At 59.5% G+C, this 15,469-nt stretch carries 17 protein-coding genes and 2 pseudogenes; 11 read left to right on the top strand and 8 right to left on the bottom strand.

The features are described 5' to 3' along the window. Positions 1 to 85 precede the first annotated feature (85 nt). Entirely contained in the window at positions 86 to 1,027 is a 942-nt protein-coding gene (locus QP990_RS07640) for a YafY family protein (RefSeq protein ID WP_239207739.1), read from the top strand. Positions 1,028 to 1,297: 270 nt separating this feature from the next. Here QP990_RS07640 and QP990_RS12345 read toward each other — a convergent pair whose 3' ends face one another. The 5 genes and pseudogenes from QP990_RS12345 to merA all read right to left on the bottom strand — a co-directional run bounded on the left by QP990_RS12345 (position 1,298) and on the right by merA (position 5,752). Further along, on the bottom strand, positions 1,298 to 1,663 hold the full coding sequence (locus QP990_RS12345) for a 4-fold beta flower protein (protein WP_396127278.1): 366 nt from the start codon (positions 1,661 to 1,663) through the stop codon (positions 1,298 to 1,300). Between the two features lie 474 nt (positions 1,664 to 2,137). After that, a pseudogene (locus QP990_RS07635) lies at positions 2,138 to 2,288 on the bottom strand (IS481 family transposase); the annotation flags it as partial. Positions 2,289 to 2,663: 375 nt separating this feature from the next. Further along, complete coding sequence (locus tag QP990_RS07630; RefSeq protein WP_284798850.1) at positions 2,664 to 3,620, bottom strand: cytochrome c biogenesis CcdA family protein; 957 nt, start codon at positions 3,618 to 3,620, stop codon at positions 2,664 to 2,666. Beyond that, entirely contained in the window at positions 3,617 to 4,180 is a 564-nt protein-coding gene (locus QP990_RS07625) for a thioredoxin-like domain-containing protein (protein ID WP_066530777.1), read from the bottom strand. Before QP990_RS07625 ends, QP990_RS07630 begins: the two co-directional genes overlap by 4 nt. Positions 4,181 to 4,327: 147 nt before the next feature. Next, a complete protein-coding gene (gene merA / locus QP990_RS07620; RefSeq protein WP_018021797.1) occupies positions 4,328 to 5,752 on the bottom strand; it encodes a mercury(II) reductase in 1,425 nt (474 codons plus the stop codon). 108 nt (positions 5,753 to 5,860) lie between these two features. On the opposite strand from merA, the gene QP990_RS07615 reads away from it, so the two are divergent. Further along, positions 5,861 to 6,250, top strand: coding sequence for a heavy metal-responsive transcriptional regulator (locus QP990_RS07615; protein ID WP_004601215.1), 390 nt, complete (start codon positions 5,861 to 5,863; stop codon positions 6,248 to 6,250). 289 nt (positions 6,251 to 6,539) lie between these two features. Beyond that, positions 6,540 to 7,250: an IS6 family transposase gene (locus QP990_RS07610; RefSeq protein WP_284798844.1), complete on the top strand. Its 711-nt coding sequence runs from the start codon at positions 6,540 to 6,542 to the stop codon at positions 7,248 to 7,250. A gap of 102 nt (positions 7,251 to 7,352) precedes the next feature. On the opposite strand, the gene QP990_RS07605 is transcribed toward QP990_RS07610, so the two are convergent. Then, positions 7,353 to 8,099: a metalloregulator ArsR/SmtB family transcription factor gene (locus tag QP990_RS07605; protein ID WP_284798841.1), complete on the bottom strand. Its 747-nt coding sequence runs from the start codon at positions 8,097 to 8,099 to the stop codon at positions 7,353 to 7,355. An 87-nt stretch (positions 8,100 to 8,186) separates the two neighbouring features. Here QP990_RS07605 and arsD point away from each other — a divergent pair, with 87 nt between their 5' ends. The 6 genes and pseudogenes from arsD to QP990_RS07575 all read left to right on the top strand — a co-directional run bounded on the left by arsD (position 8,187) and on the right by QP990_RS07575 (position 12,208). Beyond that, positions 8,187 to 8,555, top strand: coding sequence for an arsenite efflux transporter metallochaperone ArsD (gene arsD, locus QP990_RS07600; protein WP_284798839.1), 369 nt, complete (start codon positions 8,187 to 8,189; stop codon positions 8,553 to 8,555). Then, a complete protein-coding gene (gene arsA, locus QP990_RS07595) occupies positions 8,555 to 10,306 on the top strand; it encodes an arsenical pump-driving ATPase (protein ID WP_239207745.1) in 1,752 nt (583 codons plus the stop codon). Before arsD ends, arsA begins: the two co-directional genes overlap by 1 nt. Before the next feature lie 118 nt (positions 10,307 to 10,424). Further along, positions 10,425 to 10,534 (top strand): annotated as a pseudogene (locus QP990_RS07590) (IS3 family transposase); the annotation flags it as partial. Positions 10,535 to 10,785: 251 nt separating this feature from the next. Then, the gene (locus QP990_RS07585; RefSeq protein WP_003849997.1) at positions 10,786 to 11,175 is read left to right on the top strand and encodes a helix-turn-helix transcriptional regulator; all 390 of its coding nucleotides are present in this window, start codon (positions 10,786 to 10,788) and stop codon (positions 11,173 to 11,175) included. Next, entirely contained in the window at positions 11,165 to 12,049 is an 885-nt protein-coding gene (locus QP990_RS07580; RefSeq protein ID WP_239207746.1) for a permease, read from the top strand. The genes QP990_RS07585 and QP990_RS07580 overlap by 11 nt, the downstream gene beginning before the upstream one ends. A gap of 30 nt (positions 12,050 to 12,079) precedes the next feature. Next, complete coding sequence (locus QP990_RS07575; protein WP_003849984.1) at positions 12,080 to 12,208, top strand: hypothetical protein; 129 nt, start codon at positions 12,080 to 12,082, stop codon at positions 12,206 to 12,208. Between the two features lie 124 nt (positions 12,209 to 12,332). On the opposite strand, the gene QP990_RS07570 is transcribed toward QP990_RS07575, so the two are convergent. Both QP990_RS07570 and arsB read right to left on the bottom strand, forming a co-directional pair. Continuing rightward, the gene (locus tag QP990_RS07570; protein WP_063279266.1) at positions 12,333 to 12,752 is read right to left on the bottom strand and encodes a low molecular weight phosphatase family protein; all 420 of its coding nucleotides are present in this window, start codon (positions 12,750 to 12,752) and stop codon (positions 12,333 to 12,335) included. After that, entirely contained in the window at positions 12,749 to 13,867 is a 1,119-nt protein-coding gene (gene arsB / locus QP990_RS07565) for an ACR3 family arsenite efflux transporter (protein WP_239207747.1), read from the bottom strand. Before arsB ends, QP990_RS07570 begins: the two co-directional genes overlap by 4 nt. An 86-nt stretch (positions 13,868 to 13,953) precedes the next feature. Here arsB and QP990_RS07560 point away from each other — a divergent pair, with 86 nt between their 5' ends. Both QP990_RS07560 and QP990_RS07555 read left to right on the top strand, forming a co-directional pair. Then, positions 13,954 to 14,301 carry a helix-turn-helix transcriptional regulator gene (locus QP990_RS07560; protein WP_003849978.1) on the top strand — a complete coding sequence of 116 codons (348 nt, stop codon included), beginning with the start codon at positions 13,954 to 13,956 and terminating at the stop codon, positions 14,299 to 14,301. A 21-nt stretch (positions 14,302 to 14,322) separates the two neighbouring features. Beyond that, positions 14,323 to 15,330 (top strand): ArsO family NAD(P)H-dependent flavin-containing monooxygenase, encoded by a 1,008-nt coding sequence (locus QP990_RS07555; protein ID WP_239207749.1) that lies wholly within the window; start codon positions 14,323 to 14,325, stop codon positions 15,328 to 15,330. Positions 15,331 to 15,469: the final 139 nt, after the last annotated feature.

The raw sequence follows: 15,469 nt of genomic DNA, 5'->3' as shown, positions 1-15,469 counted from the left end.
AACAAACCTGACAAAGAGTGTCATAATCCGAAAATATTTTGGTTCCGGCGATAATTGGGGCATGAGATCGGCGCGACTGTTGTCTATGCTCTTGTTGTTGCAAACACGAGGCCGTGCTACGTCTGCCGAGTTGGCGTCACATTTTGAAGTTTCGCAGCGCACAATACTGCGTGACGTTGATGCGCTCTCGGCCGCAGGGATACCTGTTTATACGGAGCAAGGTATTCATGGTGGGATTGTGCTCGATAGGCGTTCTCGGTTGAACGCTTCTCGCTTGGATCCGACTGAGATTCAGCTGCTGAGGGTTCTGGGTGTGGGGGCAGATTCACTCGCACACTTGGGTTTTGCCCAGGACATCGCCTTGTTGCAGAAGAAAATGAACGCAGTCTCATTCTCGAAAGCGTCCGATACTCATAATTTGGACAAGAAGGTTCTACTTGATTCCAGTGGCTGGTTTAGCAATGAAACCCAAAGCGACTTAGAAGGTCTGCTAGAGGCTGTACGGAATGAAGCTCGAATTGAGGTGTTGTACCGCCGAAGTGGGAACAAGAAGCGGCAACGAGCTGTGGCTGACCCTTATGGGCTTGTGCACAAGGGTAGCAATTGGTACTTGGTCGTCGATATCGATGGGGAACCAAGGATGTTGGCAGTTTCGCGCTTGGAAACCTTTCGCGTTTTAGGTCAAGCTGCTCAGCTTCGTCCAGGACAAAGTTTGGCAAGGGTGTGGGCGCAGCTTGTTGCGCAATTGGAAGGGAACATGCCAGTTCGTATCACCGCACTTCTTCGAGCGAATAGGCTTGATATGGCATCTCGTATTTTAGGATCACGGCTTATCCATCAAGAATCCGTGGACGAAGACTTTGTCCGTATCGTGGTGGGATATGCGGATATTCAGGGGGCAAGGCAATTACTTCAATTTGGGGACCACATCTGGATCACTCATCCTCCAGAAGCCGTAAAAATCATTGCTGAGCTAGCTAATGAACTTGCGAAACGCCATAGCGGGACCACAAATCCTGAATCATAGAAACCATTGATGGGCATCGGGATGCCGTCGTAAACTCTCTGCTGAAAACGGTAAAAGGTGCGCTGACACTCTAGGAGTCCTCTAGAGCCTTGTGGTTGGAGATATGTAAGGAACGATGGCTTTCGTTTCACTCGCGGGGGCGGTGGAGTAAGGCTTCGGATGTTTAGAGTGCCCTCAGGGGTGAAAGTCTCTTACGATTGGTGAAGTTCGGCTGAGCTTAACAGAGGTTAATTTCGATGTTTCGGTGAAGTGCCACTGCACTGACGGCAACTAGGCCCCTATAAAGTCTTCCCATTTGGTAGAGGACCCTCTCAATGGAGGGATCGGCCATACGGGCTGCACTGGTTCGATAGAGGGAATAGGAGAGATGGATGGGATTGGGGGAATAGGAGGAACCGAAAGGACGGGTTTCTGAGGGCCGGTGCTTGAATGCATGAGTGCGGCGACGGCACTACCGCTCAAGTCCAAGAAGCACCCGTTGATAAAGCGTCTTAAGGTTATACCACTAGGAGAAAACACATGTTCTTTGTTGATGAAAGCAATAGTATTACCCTGCATATTTCGGACTGAATTGTCGGTTATCCATGCAGCAAACGCTACCGTTGGATCTGAATATTGGCTCCATCCTTTAATCATTCTTGATGCGGTCGGAAATCATATCCTCAAAGAACCGGTCAATCCTGCCGGAAGCGCTTAGTATTTTTTCTGGTGCTGATTTTTCTGCTCTACTGTCGAAACACGGATATAGTCCACTCGCTGCCCATGCGAACCGGGATCTTTAGCTGCCGACACTACACTCACCCCCATCTGCAAACATAAGGCCCAGATCTCACTAGGAACATGTAAAACAATGGCCGAAGTGACCCTATTTTACAGGCAACATTCTGTGACAGACCGGCGTAACAATAGGGTGTACCCCAAAGCCTCATGTCTCGATTATGCCTCACAAACCCCTACCGAGCACCACCCTGCGACAACTTAGGGCGAGACGCTTTAGTGAGACGGGGAGGAGGCCAATTGCCCCATGAAACGGTCTCACATTCCAGTTCCTGCCGGGTGTCTCATAAAACTTTAGGTTTTCAGGACGCTCCGCGACCGCTAGTGGGCCATATAAGCGAGTCGGGTGTGGTCATCGACAGCGGCATGGACGTGGTCGAACCCGATCGGGTCTTCCGGTCGCGGATCGGTCGTGGACTCGCCAACCGCCGCTGTCGGGGATGCGGCTGAGTTTCTTCACATCGATATGGATGAGCTTGCCTGGCCACCAGCAACGCTCTCGCATGCGTGGTCAAGCGGGCGTTACCGTTGGGCATAGAGGCCTCCTGGCAGTGAAGAACTAGACAGCTCCACTAAGCCAGGAGGCCTAGCTATTTCACAAGACCGAAAGTGCCACCAACGTCACGGTCGAGTACAACTAGTGGGTGTCACTGTGGCTTTCCGAAGTCCACCACACTGACGTTCCCGTCATTGCGGAGGCGGTACAGAGGGCTCCTGACGGACTGCCCGAAGTCCTCTGCACGAATTGACTTCCGGCCTGATGCCGCTGTACCAACCTGTCCTGATAGGCGGGCGCCTCGTTTGCCAGAAGATGGGCAAGGTTCCCTCTCCCCATTGCTTTTTGGGAGTCCTCGGCCAGCTACGGGATCGTGCCTGGCCGGTCCTCGGTCGAGTTGTTGTCCGGAGTTGGTGTGCAGCAGTCGGGTTCCCCGCTTTGCCCGGGGCCCTCGCCTGTGGGCGGCGTTCCCTGTCTGATGCGCAGTCTCCTGCGCCGGTTGAGGGCGGCCAATGCCGATGCGAGCACCACGGCTGCGGCGAGGGCTGCAATCAGGGTGCTGTTGTCGCTGATCCAGGCGCTGGCGGCGGCTGACCATACGGCGAGGCTGTTGGCCTGTGCGGTTCCGCCGGTGGCGGCGGGATACCAATACCAGCTGAGGTAGGCGCCGGTTATGGTGAGGATGAAGGCGGCGATGCGGTTGCTGTGCTTGGCCAGGCCGGTGATTCTTCGCCCGAGGGCGGCCCCGGCGATGGCCGTGCCTGCCGAAACGAGCATCAGGACAGTGGCCGAGCCTGCGGTGTAGGCGGCGAAGACCGCGAGCAGCCCGGCGTAGCTGGCGACGGCCTGGGCTTGGGCGATCACGGCCAGGAACACCCCGAGGGTGCAGCCGAGGGATGCTGCGGCGTATCCGACCCCGAAGGCCACCATGCGCCCGGTTTTGTGACCTGCCCCTGCGGCTTCTTGTGTGCGGGGTTTCGTGGCCCAGGCCGGCAGACGGAGCCGTGGTGTGAGTCCGGTGAGCATGGCCAGGCCCAGCAGGAGAAGGATCACCCCGGTGGCCATTCCCAGCCAGGGCGCTGCGCTGATCAGGGTCCTGGCGCCCGCGCTGACGATCAGCCCGAAGGCTGCCAGGGTCCCGGCGAAGCCGAGGCTGAGCGCGAGCCCGGCCCGGAGCCCGTGGGCCAGACGCAGCGCGAGCGGGCGCGTCCGGGCGTCCCCGATGGTCTGGGCTATCCAGGCGGGCAGGAGGGCGAAACCGCAGGGATTGACCGGGGCAATCATTCCAGCGGCGAAGGCCAGGGCAAGCAGGGCTGTCATTGGGCACCGGCCTTGGTGAGTTCTTCTTGGATCTTTTCCGCAGACGGGTCGGTGGCCCGGAAGGTAACGTCGCCCTTCGCGTCGACCACCACCAGGGTGCTTATGGAGGTGACCTTGTACCGGGTGGTCAGTGTGGCCCCGGTGTCGATGACGGCAGGGAGCTCAGGGGCCTTGATGTAATCGCGGAATCCGTTGATGGTCTCCTTCGGTTCTCGGGGGTCCACGTCCACTAGGAGGTAGTCGGCCGAGCTTCCCAGGGCCGTGGAGGCCTTGTTCAGGGAATCGGCCCCTTCCACACACTCACCGCATCCGACAGAGAAGAAGAACAGTGCTGCGGGCTTACCGTCCGGGATGGTCCGGGTAGTGCCGTCAATGTCGGAGACCGTAACAGCAACGGCACCGGCCGCGTCGGGCGACGAACCGCCTGGCGCGGCCGACGGGCCGCTCGGTGAGCTGGCGCAGGCGGTTGTCAGTGCCATGACCGCTGCCAGAAACAGGGCGGAGGCGAGGTGCCTGGGCCGGGGAACGGACAGAGAACGGCGGGATCTCGGGTATGTCATGGTGTCTGGTGGTTCCTTCCAGGAATGGGGATGGGGACTCAGGCGGTGCCGTGGTCGGTGCGGTGGTGCTCGAGGGACAACAGATAGGTGAGGGCCTGGTCGGTGGCGGTCATGGCATTCCTTTGCTTCGGTAGTGGGGGCTGCAGCTCAGGCGCAGCAGGAGAGCTTGGAGACGTCGGTGGTGAAGGCCTTGGCGGCGATCCTGATGCCCTCGGCCATCGTCAGGTAGGGGCTCCAGGCGGCGGCGACCTGCGCGGTGGTCATGCCCGCTTCGAGGATGTAGACGCCGGCGGCGGCGATTTCCCCGGCGTCCTTGGCCACCGCGGAGAGGCCCAGGATCCGTCCGGTGTCGCGGTCCGCGACAACCTTGATGAAGCCGCGGGTGTCGCGGTTGACCACGGCTCGCGGCACGTACTCCAGGGGGAGGACCCGGCACTCGCAGCTGATCCCGGCGGCGACAGCTTCCTTTTCCGTCATCCCGACCGCCCCGATGGCGGGACTGGTGAAGGTGACCCGGGGCAGGTGCCGGTAGTCGACCTCGGCCAGGGCATCGGTGAACGCATTGTCCACGGCCAGGGCGCCGTGGGCCGCTGCGACGTAAACGAACTCCCGATGGCCGGTCGCGTCCCCGGCGGCCCAAACCCGCGGGTTGGACGTGGCCAGGCGGGAATCGACCACGATCTCGCCGGATGCGCCGGTCTTCACCCCGACGGCGTCAAGATCCAGTCCCTCGGTCACCGGGCGGCGGCCCAGTGCCACGAGGATGCGGGAAGCGCGGAACACCTCCTCGCCCCCGGCCACGTTTGCCGTCACCGAGACCCCGTCCGGGCCGGAGGCCACGGAGTCGGCCATGGCCCGCCGGACCACCCGGATCCCCTCGTCGGCGAACACCCCCGCCAACGCCTTGGATGCCTCCGGTTCCTCCTGCGAGGCCAACCGGGAACGGACCAGCATGGTCACCCGGGAGCCCAGCCGGGAGAAAAGCTGTGCCATCTCCAGGGCAACATAGCCTCCGCCCAGGATCAGCATTGATTCGGGCACCTCGTCCAGTTCCATCGCCGTCGTCGAGGTCAGGTACCCGGCCTCGGCCAGTCCGGGAACGGGCGGCACGTAGGGTGCGGAGCCAGTGGCCACGAGGTAGTGCCCGGCCTCGATCGTTCTCACTGCACCATCCGGGGAGATCACCCGGAGCAGCGGTGCGTCCTGGGTTCCGGTGAACGACGCGTCCCCCGAGATCATCGTCCACCCGTAGTCCGCGGCCAGATCGACGTACTTCTCCGTGCGCATGCTTTCAACCAGCGCGGCCTTGCCCTGAATCAGGGCCGGCATGTCCACCGGGCCCGCCGAGGCCGCCACCCCAGGGAAGCGGGCCGAATCCAACGCCACGTGGCGGGCCTCCGCGGCAGCCAGGAGCGCCTTCGACGGGACGCAGCCCGTGTTCACGCATGTCCCGCCCACGGTGCCGCGCTCCACCATCACGACGCGCTTGCCCAGTCCGGTGGCCCGGATCGCGGCCGCAAACGCTCCGCCGCCGGAACCAATAATCGCCAGATCGAACTTTTCGTTTGTCATTCCAGATGTCTCTTCCCTGTGGTTCAAAAGTTCCTATGGAACCATTGTGAACCTTCCAGTACAATGGAAGGTCAAGTGTGGTGGCCATTGGAAGGGGAATCGGCGAACATGAGGATCGGACAGCTTGCGGAAGCAACCGGAACCACGACCAAGACCCTGCGGTTCTACGAGGAGTCGGGGCTGCTCCCTCCGGCCGAGCGATTGGCCTCCGGCTATCGGGACTACGCCGAGGATGCCGTGGGTCGGGTCGGGTTCATCCACCGGGGCCAGGCCGCCGGGCTGACCCTCGCCCAGATCCGCCAGATCCTCGACATCCGCGACGGCGGCCAGGCGCCCTGCGAGCACGTGCGCGACCTGCTTGACGTGCGCCTCGCTGAGATCGAGCAGCAGATCGCGCAGCTCTCCGTGCTGCGCGACACTATCGCGGACCTCAGACAGGACGCCGCACACCCGGACCCTGAAACGTGCAGCACCGATCAAGTGTGTAGGTACTTGTAATCCAATTGGGCACACCTCCTTAGCAACCACGCTATGCGAGAGTTGCAGCTCGACGAGAGCCAGGATGACAGGATTAACCGCCAGGAGCTATCTATAAATAGGGACTATTTCTTACCTGGAAGTAACATTTTGGCGGTTGAGGATAATACCTTTGGTGCATTTTGAGCCAAAAGCTTCTTGGCCTCTGGACTGACAGTTGCCACCACAGCACTCGCAACCAAAACTGAGCCTATAAGGTGCTGTTGCAAAGTTGGAGCAGTAGAAAGACCGGCGTGAAATAATCAGAGCCATGGGCATCTTCTCCGGTCGGCATTTCCCCCGTGACATCATCCTGTGGGCGGTGCGGTGGTACTGCCGCTACGGCGTGAGCTACCGCGACCTCGAAGAAATGATGATCGAGCGGGGTGTGCCAGTCGATCACACCACGATCTACCGCTGGGTGCAGAAATACGCCCCTGAGCTGGATAAGCACACTCGCTGGTACCGGCAGGTACCCGACTGGCAGGCCCGGTCCTGGCGGGTGGATGAGACCTATATCTGGGTCGGCGGTACGTGGTGCTATCTCTACCGGGCTATTACCGCCGGTGGGCAGACCTTAGACTTCTACCTCTCACCAAAACGGAATGTGGCTGCGGCCAAGCGTTTCCTGGCCAAGACGCTGCGATCGAATACGACAGCCGGGTCCCCGCGGGTCATCAACACCGACAAGGCACCAGCTCTGGCCAAGGCAATATCCGAGCTGAAGGCGGAGGGAATCTGCCCTCAGACGGTGGAGCACCGGCAGGTGAAATACCTGAACAACGTTCTCGAGGGAGATCATGGCCGACTTAAAAGAATCCTGGGACCGAAGGGGGCGTTCAAAAACCGAATTTCCGCCTACCGGACGTTGAAAGGGATGGAAGCGATGCATTCATTACGGAAAGGTCAGGGCACGATGTTTGCTTATGGGCACCCCAATCCGGACGCGGTGATCGTCAACCGGGTCTTCGAGACGGCCTGAGAACGCCGGCACGCAGCGGCCATCAGGAAATGAGAAACTGGGTCGTCTCGGCTCTCCGCCCAACTTTGCAACAGCACCCCCTTAGGGGTGCGCAGATTTTCCTTAAGGAATTCGGCTCAACAACTCTTTTACGCGCTTGGTAATATCGTCGCGGATTTCGCGTACGACCTCTGTGGGTTCCCCCGACGGATCAGCGACCTCCCAGTCTTCATAGTGGGTTCCGGGGAAAATTGGGCATGATTCGCCACATCCCATCGTGATCACCCAATCGGCCATCTTCACTTTTGCCGGATCCAGTTTTTCTGGCTGCGCAAACGGCTCTAACCCAATTTCGGCGAGGGCGTCGCGTACCTCGGGGTGTACTTCCTCAGCCGGTTCGGTGCCTGCGCTCATGATGCTCACGTCAGATGTTGCTAGTTCTTGCGCAATGGCAGCTGCCATTTGTGAGCGACCAGCGTTTTGTCTGCAGGCGAAAAAGATTTTGGTCACGGCGGCTTCCTTTCGGCGTGTGGTTTGTTGAGGCACGTGTTTAGCGACAACGTCAAGGAATTGAGTATCAAAGTCCGAAGCAATCGAATAGTAGGCCCACTTACCCTGCTGTTCACGGCCTAATATGCCAGCATTTACCAGCTTGGTGAGATGGTGCGAAATGGTTGACCGGCTGATATTAAAAACCTCGGGAAATGAACATGCGCACACCGGGTTCGGTGAACAGCGGTATATGAACAGAGCCACTTGCAGCCGCGTGACATCACTAAGTGCCGCAAAAATACTCGTCACGTCCCGACACCGTCCTTCGTCGGCAACTGCAGGTGCGGGGCAGCAATTCGGAGCATATTGGTTGGTCATGCAAGAACTCTATCACGTTTCGATAAACATCGAAACGTGATAGAGTTCGAGTCAGTACGGCAACCATCGAAATGTAAGGAGTTAATTGTGCGTCAAATCGATATTTATGAACCGGCTTTGTGCTGTTCTTCTGGGGTCTGCGGAACCGACGTAGACCAAGCTCTCGTTGATTTCAATGCAGCGTTGACCGCTTTGGAAAAGGAGGGTATTATCGTGACTAGGCATAATCTGGCGTCTGCCCCTACTGATTTTGCGACGTGCGAGCCAGTTCGCGCATATGTCGAGGTGGCGGGTGCAGACGGCCTGCCAGTTACTGTGGTCGATGGCACTATCGTTGCTACTGGTTCTTACCCGCACGTTGATCAGCTCCGTCAATTCGCCGGGGTATCCTTGGAGGAAAAGACCACTTTGCCCGTCGTTGAGTCTGGCTGCTGTGGCGAAAGTGGGTGCTGCTAGTGTCCCTTCCTGAGCTGAGCACCAAGTTTGCGTTTTTCACTGGTAAAGGTGGAGTCGGAAAGACCACGGTTGCTTGCTCTCTAGCCACCCGTGCGGCAGGTGAAGGTAAACGAGTGCTGCTAGTGTCAACTGATCCAGCCTCGAACATTGGGCAGGTATTCGGCCGTGAGATCGGATCGGGCGGAGCAGAGCTAACCGACCTTGTGCCCGGCGCTACCAGCTTTGATGCGGTAGAGATTGACCCGGAAGCAGAAGCGGAGCGGTATCGCGAATCTATCCTGGGGCCGGTTCGTGGCTTGCTGCCACCCGAGGTGCTAGCAACAACCGAAGAAACCTTGTCCGGTTCCTGCACCGTTGAAGTCGCTAGCTTTAATCGATTCGTCGATTATCTAACTAACGAAGACATTACTAGCCGCTATGACCACATCATTTTCGATACCGCTCCGACCGGACACACTCTGCGGTTACTGTCCTTGCCTGGCGATTGGTCAAGTTTCATTGATAAAGGCGCGGGCGATGCCTCGTGTCTGGGGCCGATGTCGGGGCTGGAGAAGAATCGGCAAACCTATCACGAGGCGGTCGCCGCTCTGTCTGACCCGGCACAAACTTCACTGGTTCTGGTGGCCAGAGCTCAAATCTCGACTCTGCAGGAAGCTAACCGTTCCACCGGTGAACTACTTGAGATGGGAATCGAACCGGCACTGTTGGTGATCAATGGCATCCTGCCAGTAGGCGCCGCTACTGATCAGCTGTCGGAGTCAATTTATGCCAGGGAGCAGGCATTACTTGATGGCCTTGCCGCAAATCCTGAGCTGAGCGCGATCAATAGTATTCCAACGGTACGGCTCGAGTTGAAGGCTAACCCGGTGATGGGGGTAGACGGCCTATTACACCTAGGCGAGCCTGACGATAATGAAAGTTCGAACGCGGGTCGCGCCCTAGAGCCGGGCTTGACGCAGTCCGTTTCAAATTCGCACGTTGATTTATCCAATCTGGTGGATGAGCTAGCAGAGGGGAAACCGAAACTCGTCTTGTGCATGGGCAAAGGTGGGGTTGGCAAAACCACCGTGGCGCAAATGCTGGCATTGGAGCTCGCTAAGCGCGGCAAGCCGGTACATCTGTCCACCACGGACCCTGCGAATCACCTCGATGGTTCCCTCGAAGACAGCGTCAAAGGTTTGACGGTGTCGTCTATCGATCCTGACGCGGTGACGGCTAGCTACCGAGAAGAAGTGCTCGCCAGCAAAGGCGCTTCTCTCGATGCCGACGGGTACGCACAGTTGGAGGAAGACCTGCGCTCCCCATGTACAGAAGAAGTGGCCGTTTTCAACGCATTTTCTGAGGTCGTATCAACGGCCGAAAACCAGTGGGTTGTCCTCGATACCGCCCCCACCGGGCACACCCTGCTGTTACTGGACGCCACTGGGTCCTACCACCGCGAACTCATGCGTCAATCTGGACGTGACGATTCTGCGACCACGCTCCAACACTTGCAAAATGCGGAAGTGACCCGGCCAATCCTCGTGACACTGCCAGAAACCACGCCAATGCTCGAGGCGCAATCCCTCGCAGCTGACCTGTCGCGAGCAGGTATTGAGCCGTGGGCATGGGTAATCAACCAGTCGCTCCCTGCAACCGAGACCTCCTCACCGTTCCTGTTACGACGAGCCAATGCGCAACAGGAGGTAATTAATTCGGTCGTTGACCAGGCAGGGGTACAAGTGGTTCAACTACCCGTCATACCCGACTAAGAACTATGCAAATATCGATTTGCCGAAGCTAAGTCGTATAGGTCACCTCGTCTCTTCGGCCAGTTATAAACTGTTGGATAGACGAGGTGGCCGTTTTTCTGAGACTTGAATAGCTTTGTTCACCGCTGCAGTCGACGAGTACATCCAGTGGTACAACTCCAACAACGACTCAAGGGCCTGGCCCCGATGCAATATCGGAGTCAGACCCTTGAAACCCTAACCGCCTAGAGTTAAACCAGTCCAATTTTCGGAGGCAAGTTCACATGATGTTTGCGAGGGCGTTTGTAATTCAAAACTGTTCTTTTGGAGTGTGACTTGTGAGATATGCTCCTCCTGGGGCTATGTATTTTCAATCTATTGTCGTTAATGGTGTCTCGCTTCCTTAGAAGTGAGGTACTCGGGAAAGGCGGGAAGGGTCCCCTTTTCCGACGTTTAAACCATCGCTTGAAATACAAGTAACCGCTTGTTAATGTTGGAGTATGCTTACAGAGATTTCCTTATCCATCCCCGCGTCGGATCTCAGTCCCGCCGAGCGGGCCCAGTTACTCGTGCCCACCCTGTCCGCGCTGTCGGATGAAAACCGGTTGACGATCCTGCTCACCTTGGCGGAGAAGTCGATGACCAACCGCCAGCTCCATGAGGTCACCGGGATGAGTCAGGCGTTGGTTAGCCATCATCTGGCTGCCCTGCGCAAGGCCGGACTGGTGGACTCGGAGCCGACGGGTCGTGCCACGCTGAATTCGGTGTGTTGTGCTCAGCTGGCTGATCCGGTGCGCTGGCTGGCGCACCTGGCGACGTTGACGCCGGAGGGACAACGCGCCTGCTGCACGGACACCTCCCTGAGAAACGAGGTCGTTGATGCTGATTAGCGCGCTCGGCACGTTCGCTACCCTCCTGGTCGAACTGCTCCTGCTGTTTCTGGTGATCTCCTATGTGGTCGCGTTGATCAACCGGCGCTTCGGCCCGGAGCGGTTGCAGAGCTGGATGGCTGGTGGAGCGGTTCCCGGTCAGGTCAAGGGACTGGCGTTGGGGGCGATCACTCCGTTTTGTTCCTGTTCGACGATCCCGATGTTTGTCAGCATGCTTAAAGCCGGGGTGGCCTTTCGTACCACCGTGACCTACCTGATCGCTTCGCCGCTGCTCAACCCGGTTATCGTCGGCGGGATCTGGCTGACCCTTACCTGGCAGGTCGCGATCAGCTACGCAGTGATCATGGTGCTGCTGTCGCTGGGAGCACCCTGGGTCTGGACCGCGCTGGGCATGGAAGACCAGCTGCGCAAGGTCAAGGTCAAGGGCGGGCGCCAGCTGGACGGGACCCCGTGGCGTGGAATCAAACAAGAAACCCCGGCAGCAATCCGTCAGGCATGGGACGATCTTCGCCCCATGCTCCTTCCGATGATCATCGGCGTGGCCATCGGTGCATTCATCTACGGGGTTGTGCCCGAAGACGGCCTGAGATTTATGGCCGGTGGAAACGTCTGGTGGCTGATTCCACTGGCTGCGGCGATTGGTATCCCGCTGTATGTCCGACTGGAGACGATGCTGCCGGTCGCCCTGGCTTTATCGGGTGCCGGGGTGGCCATCGGCCCGATCTTCGCGATGATGATCGGCGGGTCCGGGGCCTCGCCACCGGAAATCTCGATGTTGGCGGCAGTGTTCAAGCCGAAACTGTTGGCCACCTTCGTGATCACCATTCTGCTGGCGGCCATGCTGGCCGGCTACGCGATGACGATCATCCTCTAAACCACGTACCTCTAACGAAAGGAGACCCTCATGGGCTTCAAAGACCTGTTTCACAAGAAGAATACGAACTCCGATTGCTGCAGTGTCGAGATCGTCGCCGACGACGACACCGACACCACCAGTGACCAGGAGGAGGAGCATCCGCAGGCTCAGTCCTAACCTGCCACGCTCCTGGTATCTACCAGCATGTCCGGTTTCAGGCCGACGACGCTGATGATCAGTTCAGGAATCAACGACCCCGCGCGAATTCGCGCGGGGTCGTTGATGGTGTGAGGTGGGGTGGTTAGTTCTCGAGCAACTCGGCAACGAGCCGGCGTACACGCGTGTCGATGTCGTCACGGACCAGACGCATGCGCTCGATCCCCTCTATCCCCCTCCTGGACGGCTCGTCGGTCACCCACCGTTCACACGTTCCGTGGGCGTCGTCGGGAAGCTCCAGCTGGGCATCACCTCCCAGGATGATCACGCGGTCAACCTCGCGCAACAGCTGTGGATCTACACCCTTAGGGTGGCCTGCTGACATGTCGGCACCGGCCTCGGCGATGACCTCGACGGACTGGGGGTTGAGCTTCGTGCCGGGTCTCGTGCCGGCGGAGTGGATCTCGATCCGGTCACCGGCGTGCTTAGCGGCTAGGGCTGCGGCCATTTGGGACTTGCCGCCGTTGCCGACGCAGACAAACAGGACTGTTGGGTGGGTGCTCATGAGGTGAAGTTCTCCTTCTCGGATACAGCAGTCTGCGAGGACAGTGTCGAGGATACGGGTAGGGTCGGATCCTGGGGGAAGAGTTTCGGTCCCAGCCACCGCATGGTGTAGACTAGGCCGACAAGCACCGGGATCTCGATCAACGGGCCGATCGTACCGGCCAGCGCCTGTGCGGAGGTCGCCCCGAAGGTGCCGATGGCCACGGCGATGGCCAGCTCAAAGTTATTGCCCGTGGCCGTAAACGACACCGACGCCGACTGGGCGTAATTCATTCCCGACGCCTTCGCAGCAATCAGTCCGACGGCGAACATGCCGACGAAGTAGGCCAGCAGCGGCACAGCCACGCGGGCCACGGTCCACGGCTGGGAGGTAATCTGCTCGCCCTGCAGGGAAAACAGCAGCACGATGGTATAGAGCAGGCCGACCAGTGCCAGCGGGGAGATCTTCGGCAGGTAGGTGTTTTCGTACCAGGCACGGCCCTTGGTTTTTTCACCGATGATCCGGGAGGCCACTCCGGTGGCCAGCGGGATGCCAAGGAATACGAGCACGGAAGCCACGATCGACCAGAAGGAAAATTCGGCCGAGGTAGTCTCCAGGCCCAGCCAGGCCGGCAGGACCTGGAGGTAGAACCAGCCGAGTACGCCGAGCATGATGACTTGGAACACCGAGTTAATCGCCACCAGCACGGCCGTGGCCTCCCGGTCACCACATGACAGATCACTCCAGACGAGCACCATCGCAATACACCGAGCCAGGCCGACGATGATCAACCCGGTGCGCAGTTCCGGCTGATCTGGCAGGAAGATCCAAGCCAAGGCAAACATGAAAGCCGGACCGACCAGCCAGTTGAGGACGATGGACACCGTCATCAGGCGTTTATCGGCGGCGATCTCGACGGCCTTGTCGTAGCGAACCTTCGCCAGTGGCGGATACATCATCACCAGGAGGCCAAGCGCTATCGGCAGGGAAATCCCACCGACCTCTAAAGCGCCCAAGGCGTCACTAATACCGGGGACCACCCGGCCGATGAGTAGGCCAGCGGCCATGGCCAGAATGATCCAGACCGGCAGGAAGCGATCTAAAAAGGTCATGCGTGGGCGGTTATCAACATTCATATTCATACGAGCCTTTCACAGTATTGACAAGCATCAATACAAAAAGTAGCTTTCATATTGATGCTTGTCAATATAGAATGGTTGGTATGACACTCTCGCAGACTCTCCCGCTGGCGGACTTGTCCGACTGTTGCTCACTGGGTGCTGGCCCCTTGACCAGTGTTGAGGCCGAACGCTACGCCACATTGTTCAAGGTGTTGGCCGATCCCGCCCGCCTGCGCTTGCTATCGCAGTTAGCGGCCGACGGCTGCGGCCCGGTCAGCGTCGGGGAGCTAACAGAGACGTCGGGGTTGAGTCAGCCGACCGTGTCGCACCACCTGAAGCGGTTGACCGAGGCCGGGTTATTGGACAAGGTCCGGGTCGGTCGGACGGTGACCCATCAGGTGCGCCCGGAGCTGTTCGCGGAGCTGCGCACCGTGTTGCAAATGGACTGAATCACCACCGACGAGAAGGAGATGACCATACACGTGACCAGCAAAGACTTCGAGGCGATCATTATTGGCGGTGGCCAGGCGGGGCTGGCCACCGCCTACTACCTGCTGCGAGCAGGCGTGGACATCCTGGTCCTCGACGATCAGGAGGATGCGGGTGGAGCGTGGCGGCATGTGTGGCCATCAATGACGTTGTTTTCCACCGCGGAGTTTTCCAGCCTGCCGGGCAAGCCTATGCCAGCCTACGAGGGGTTTCCACCGTCGGACCATGTCATCGACTACCTTGCCGACTATGAGCAGCGCTACCGGATTCCCGTCGAGCGCCCCGTGCACGTGGACCGCGTCGAGCGGGTGGCTGGAGGCTACCGCCTCCACGCCGGTGATCGGTCGTGGACGGCTCCCCATGTCGTAGCCGCCACCGGTACCTGGTCTACTCCCTTCGTTCCGGCCTACCCGGGATTGTTTACCGGCACGCAGTGGCATTCGGCGAACTATCCGGGGGTGGGCCCCTTCCGGGGGTCGTCCGTGGCTGTGGTGGGGGCGGCGAACTCCGCCGCGCAGATCGCCGCCGAACTCACCGGTGTTGCCGAAGTCACCTGGTATACCCGCCATCCACCACGGTGGATGCCCGATGAGGTCGACGGGCGGGTGCTGTTTCGCCGGAACCGGCAACGCGCCCTGGCCGTCCAGCGCGGCGAGACCGATCCGGGGGCCGACTCGGAGCTCGGCGACATTGTCGTGCTGCCTCAGGTGCGCGCTGCCCGCGACGCCGGATGGTTGGCGGCGACGCCGATGTTTAACTCCCTCAACGAAGTACGGGCCGATCATCTGATCTGGTGTACCGGGTTTCGGCCGTCCCTCGGGCCGGTGCGCCGGCTCCTGGACGGCACGACCCCAAAATACCCGGGCCTGCACCTGGTCGGTTACGGCGACTGGACCGGCCCCGGATCCGCCACGCTCACCGGGGTAGGCCCCTACGCCAAGCAGACCGCGCGGACTATCGCGGACTCATTCGGCATGACCGTCAAGTAATCCCCGCCTGGCTGGCAACCCCGAGGGGCATTCTGTCGTCAGCACAACGAGAGGAGTGGAGTTTCGATCGCTGCAGGAAAACACCGGCACCTCATCCCCCGGAGGCCGAAAAGTGTTCCACATCTTCCCGCCCGGCGGA

Origin of the sequence: Corynebacterium sp. MSK071, assembly GCF_030232125.1 — a bacterium.
Classification (GTDB): Bacteria; Actinomycetota; Actinomycetes; order Mycobacteriales; family Mycobacteriaceae; genus Corynebacterium; species Corynebacterium kefirresidentii.
This window is presented reverse-complemented; position numbering and strand designations above follow the sequence as displayed.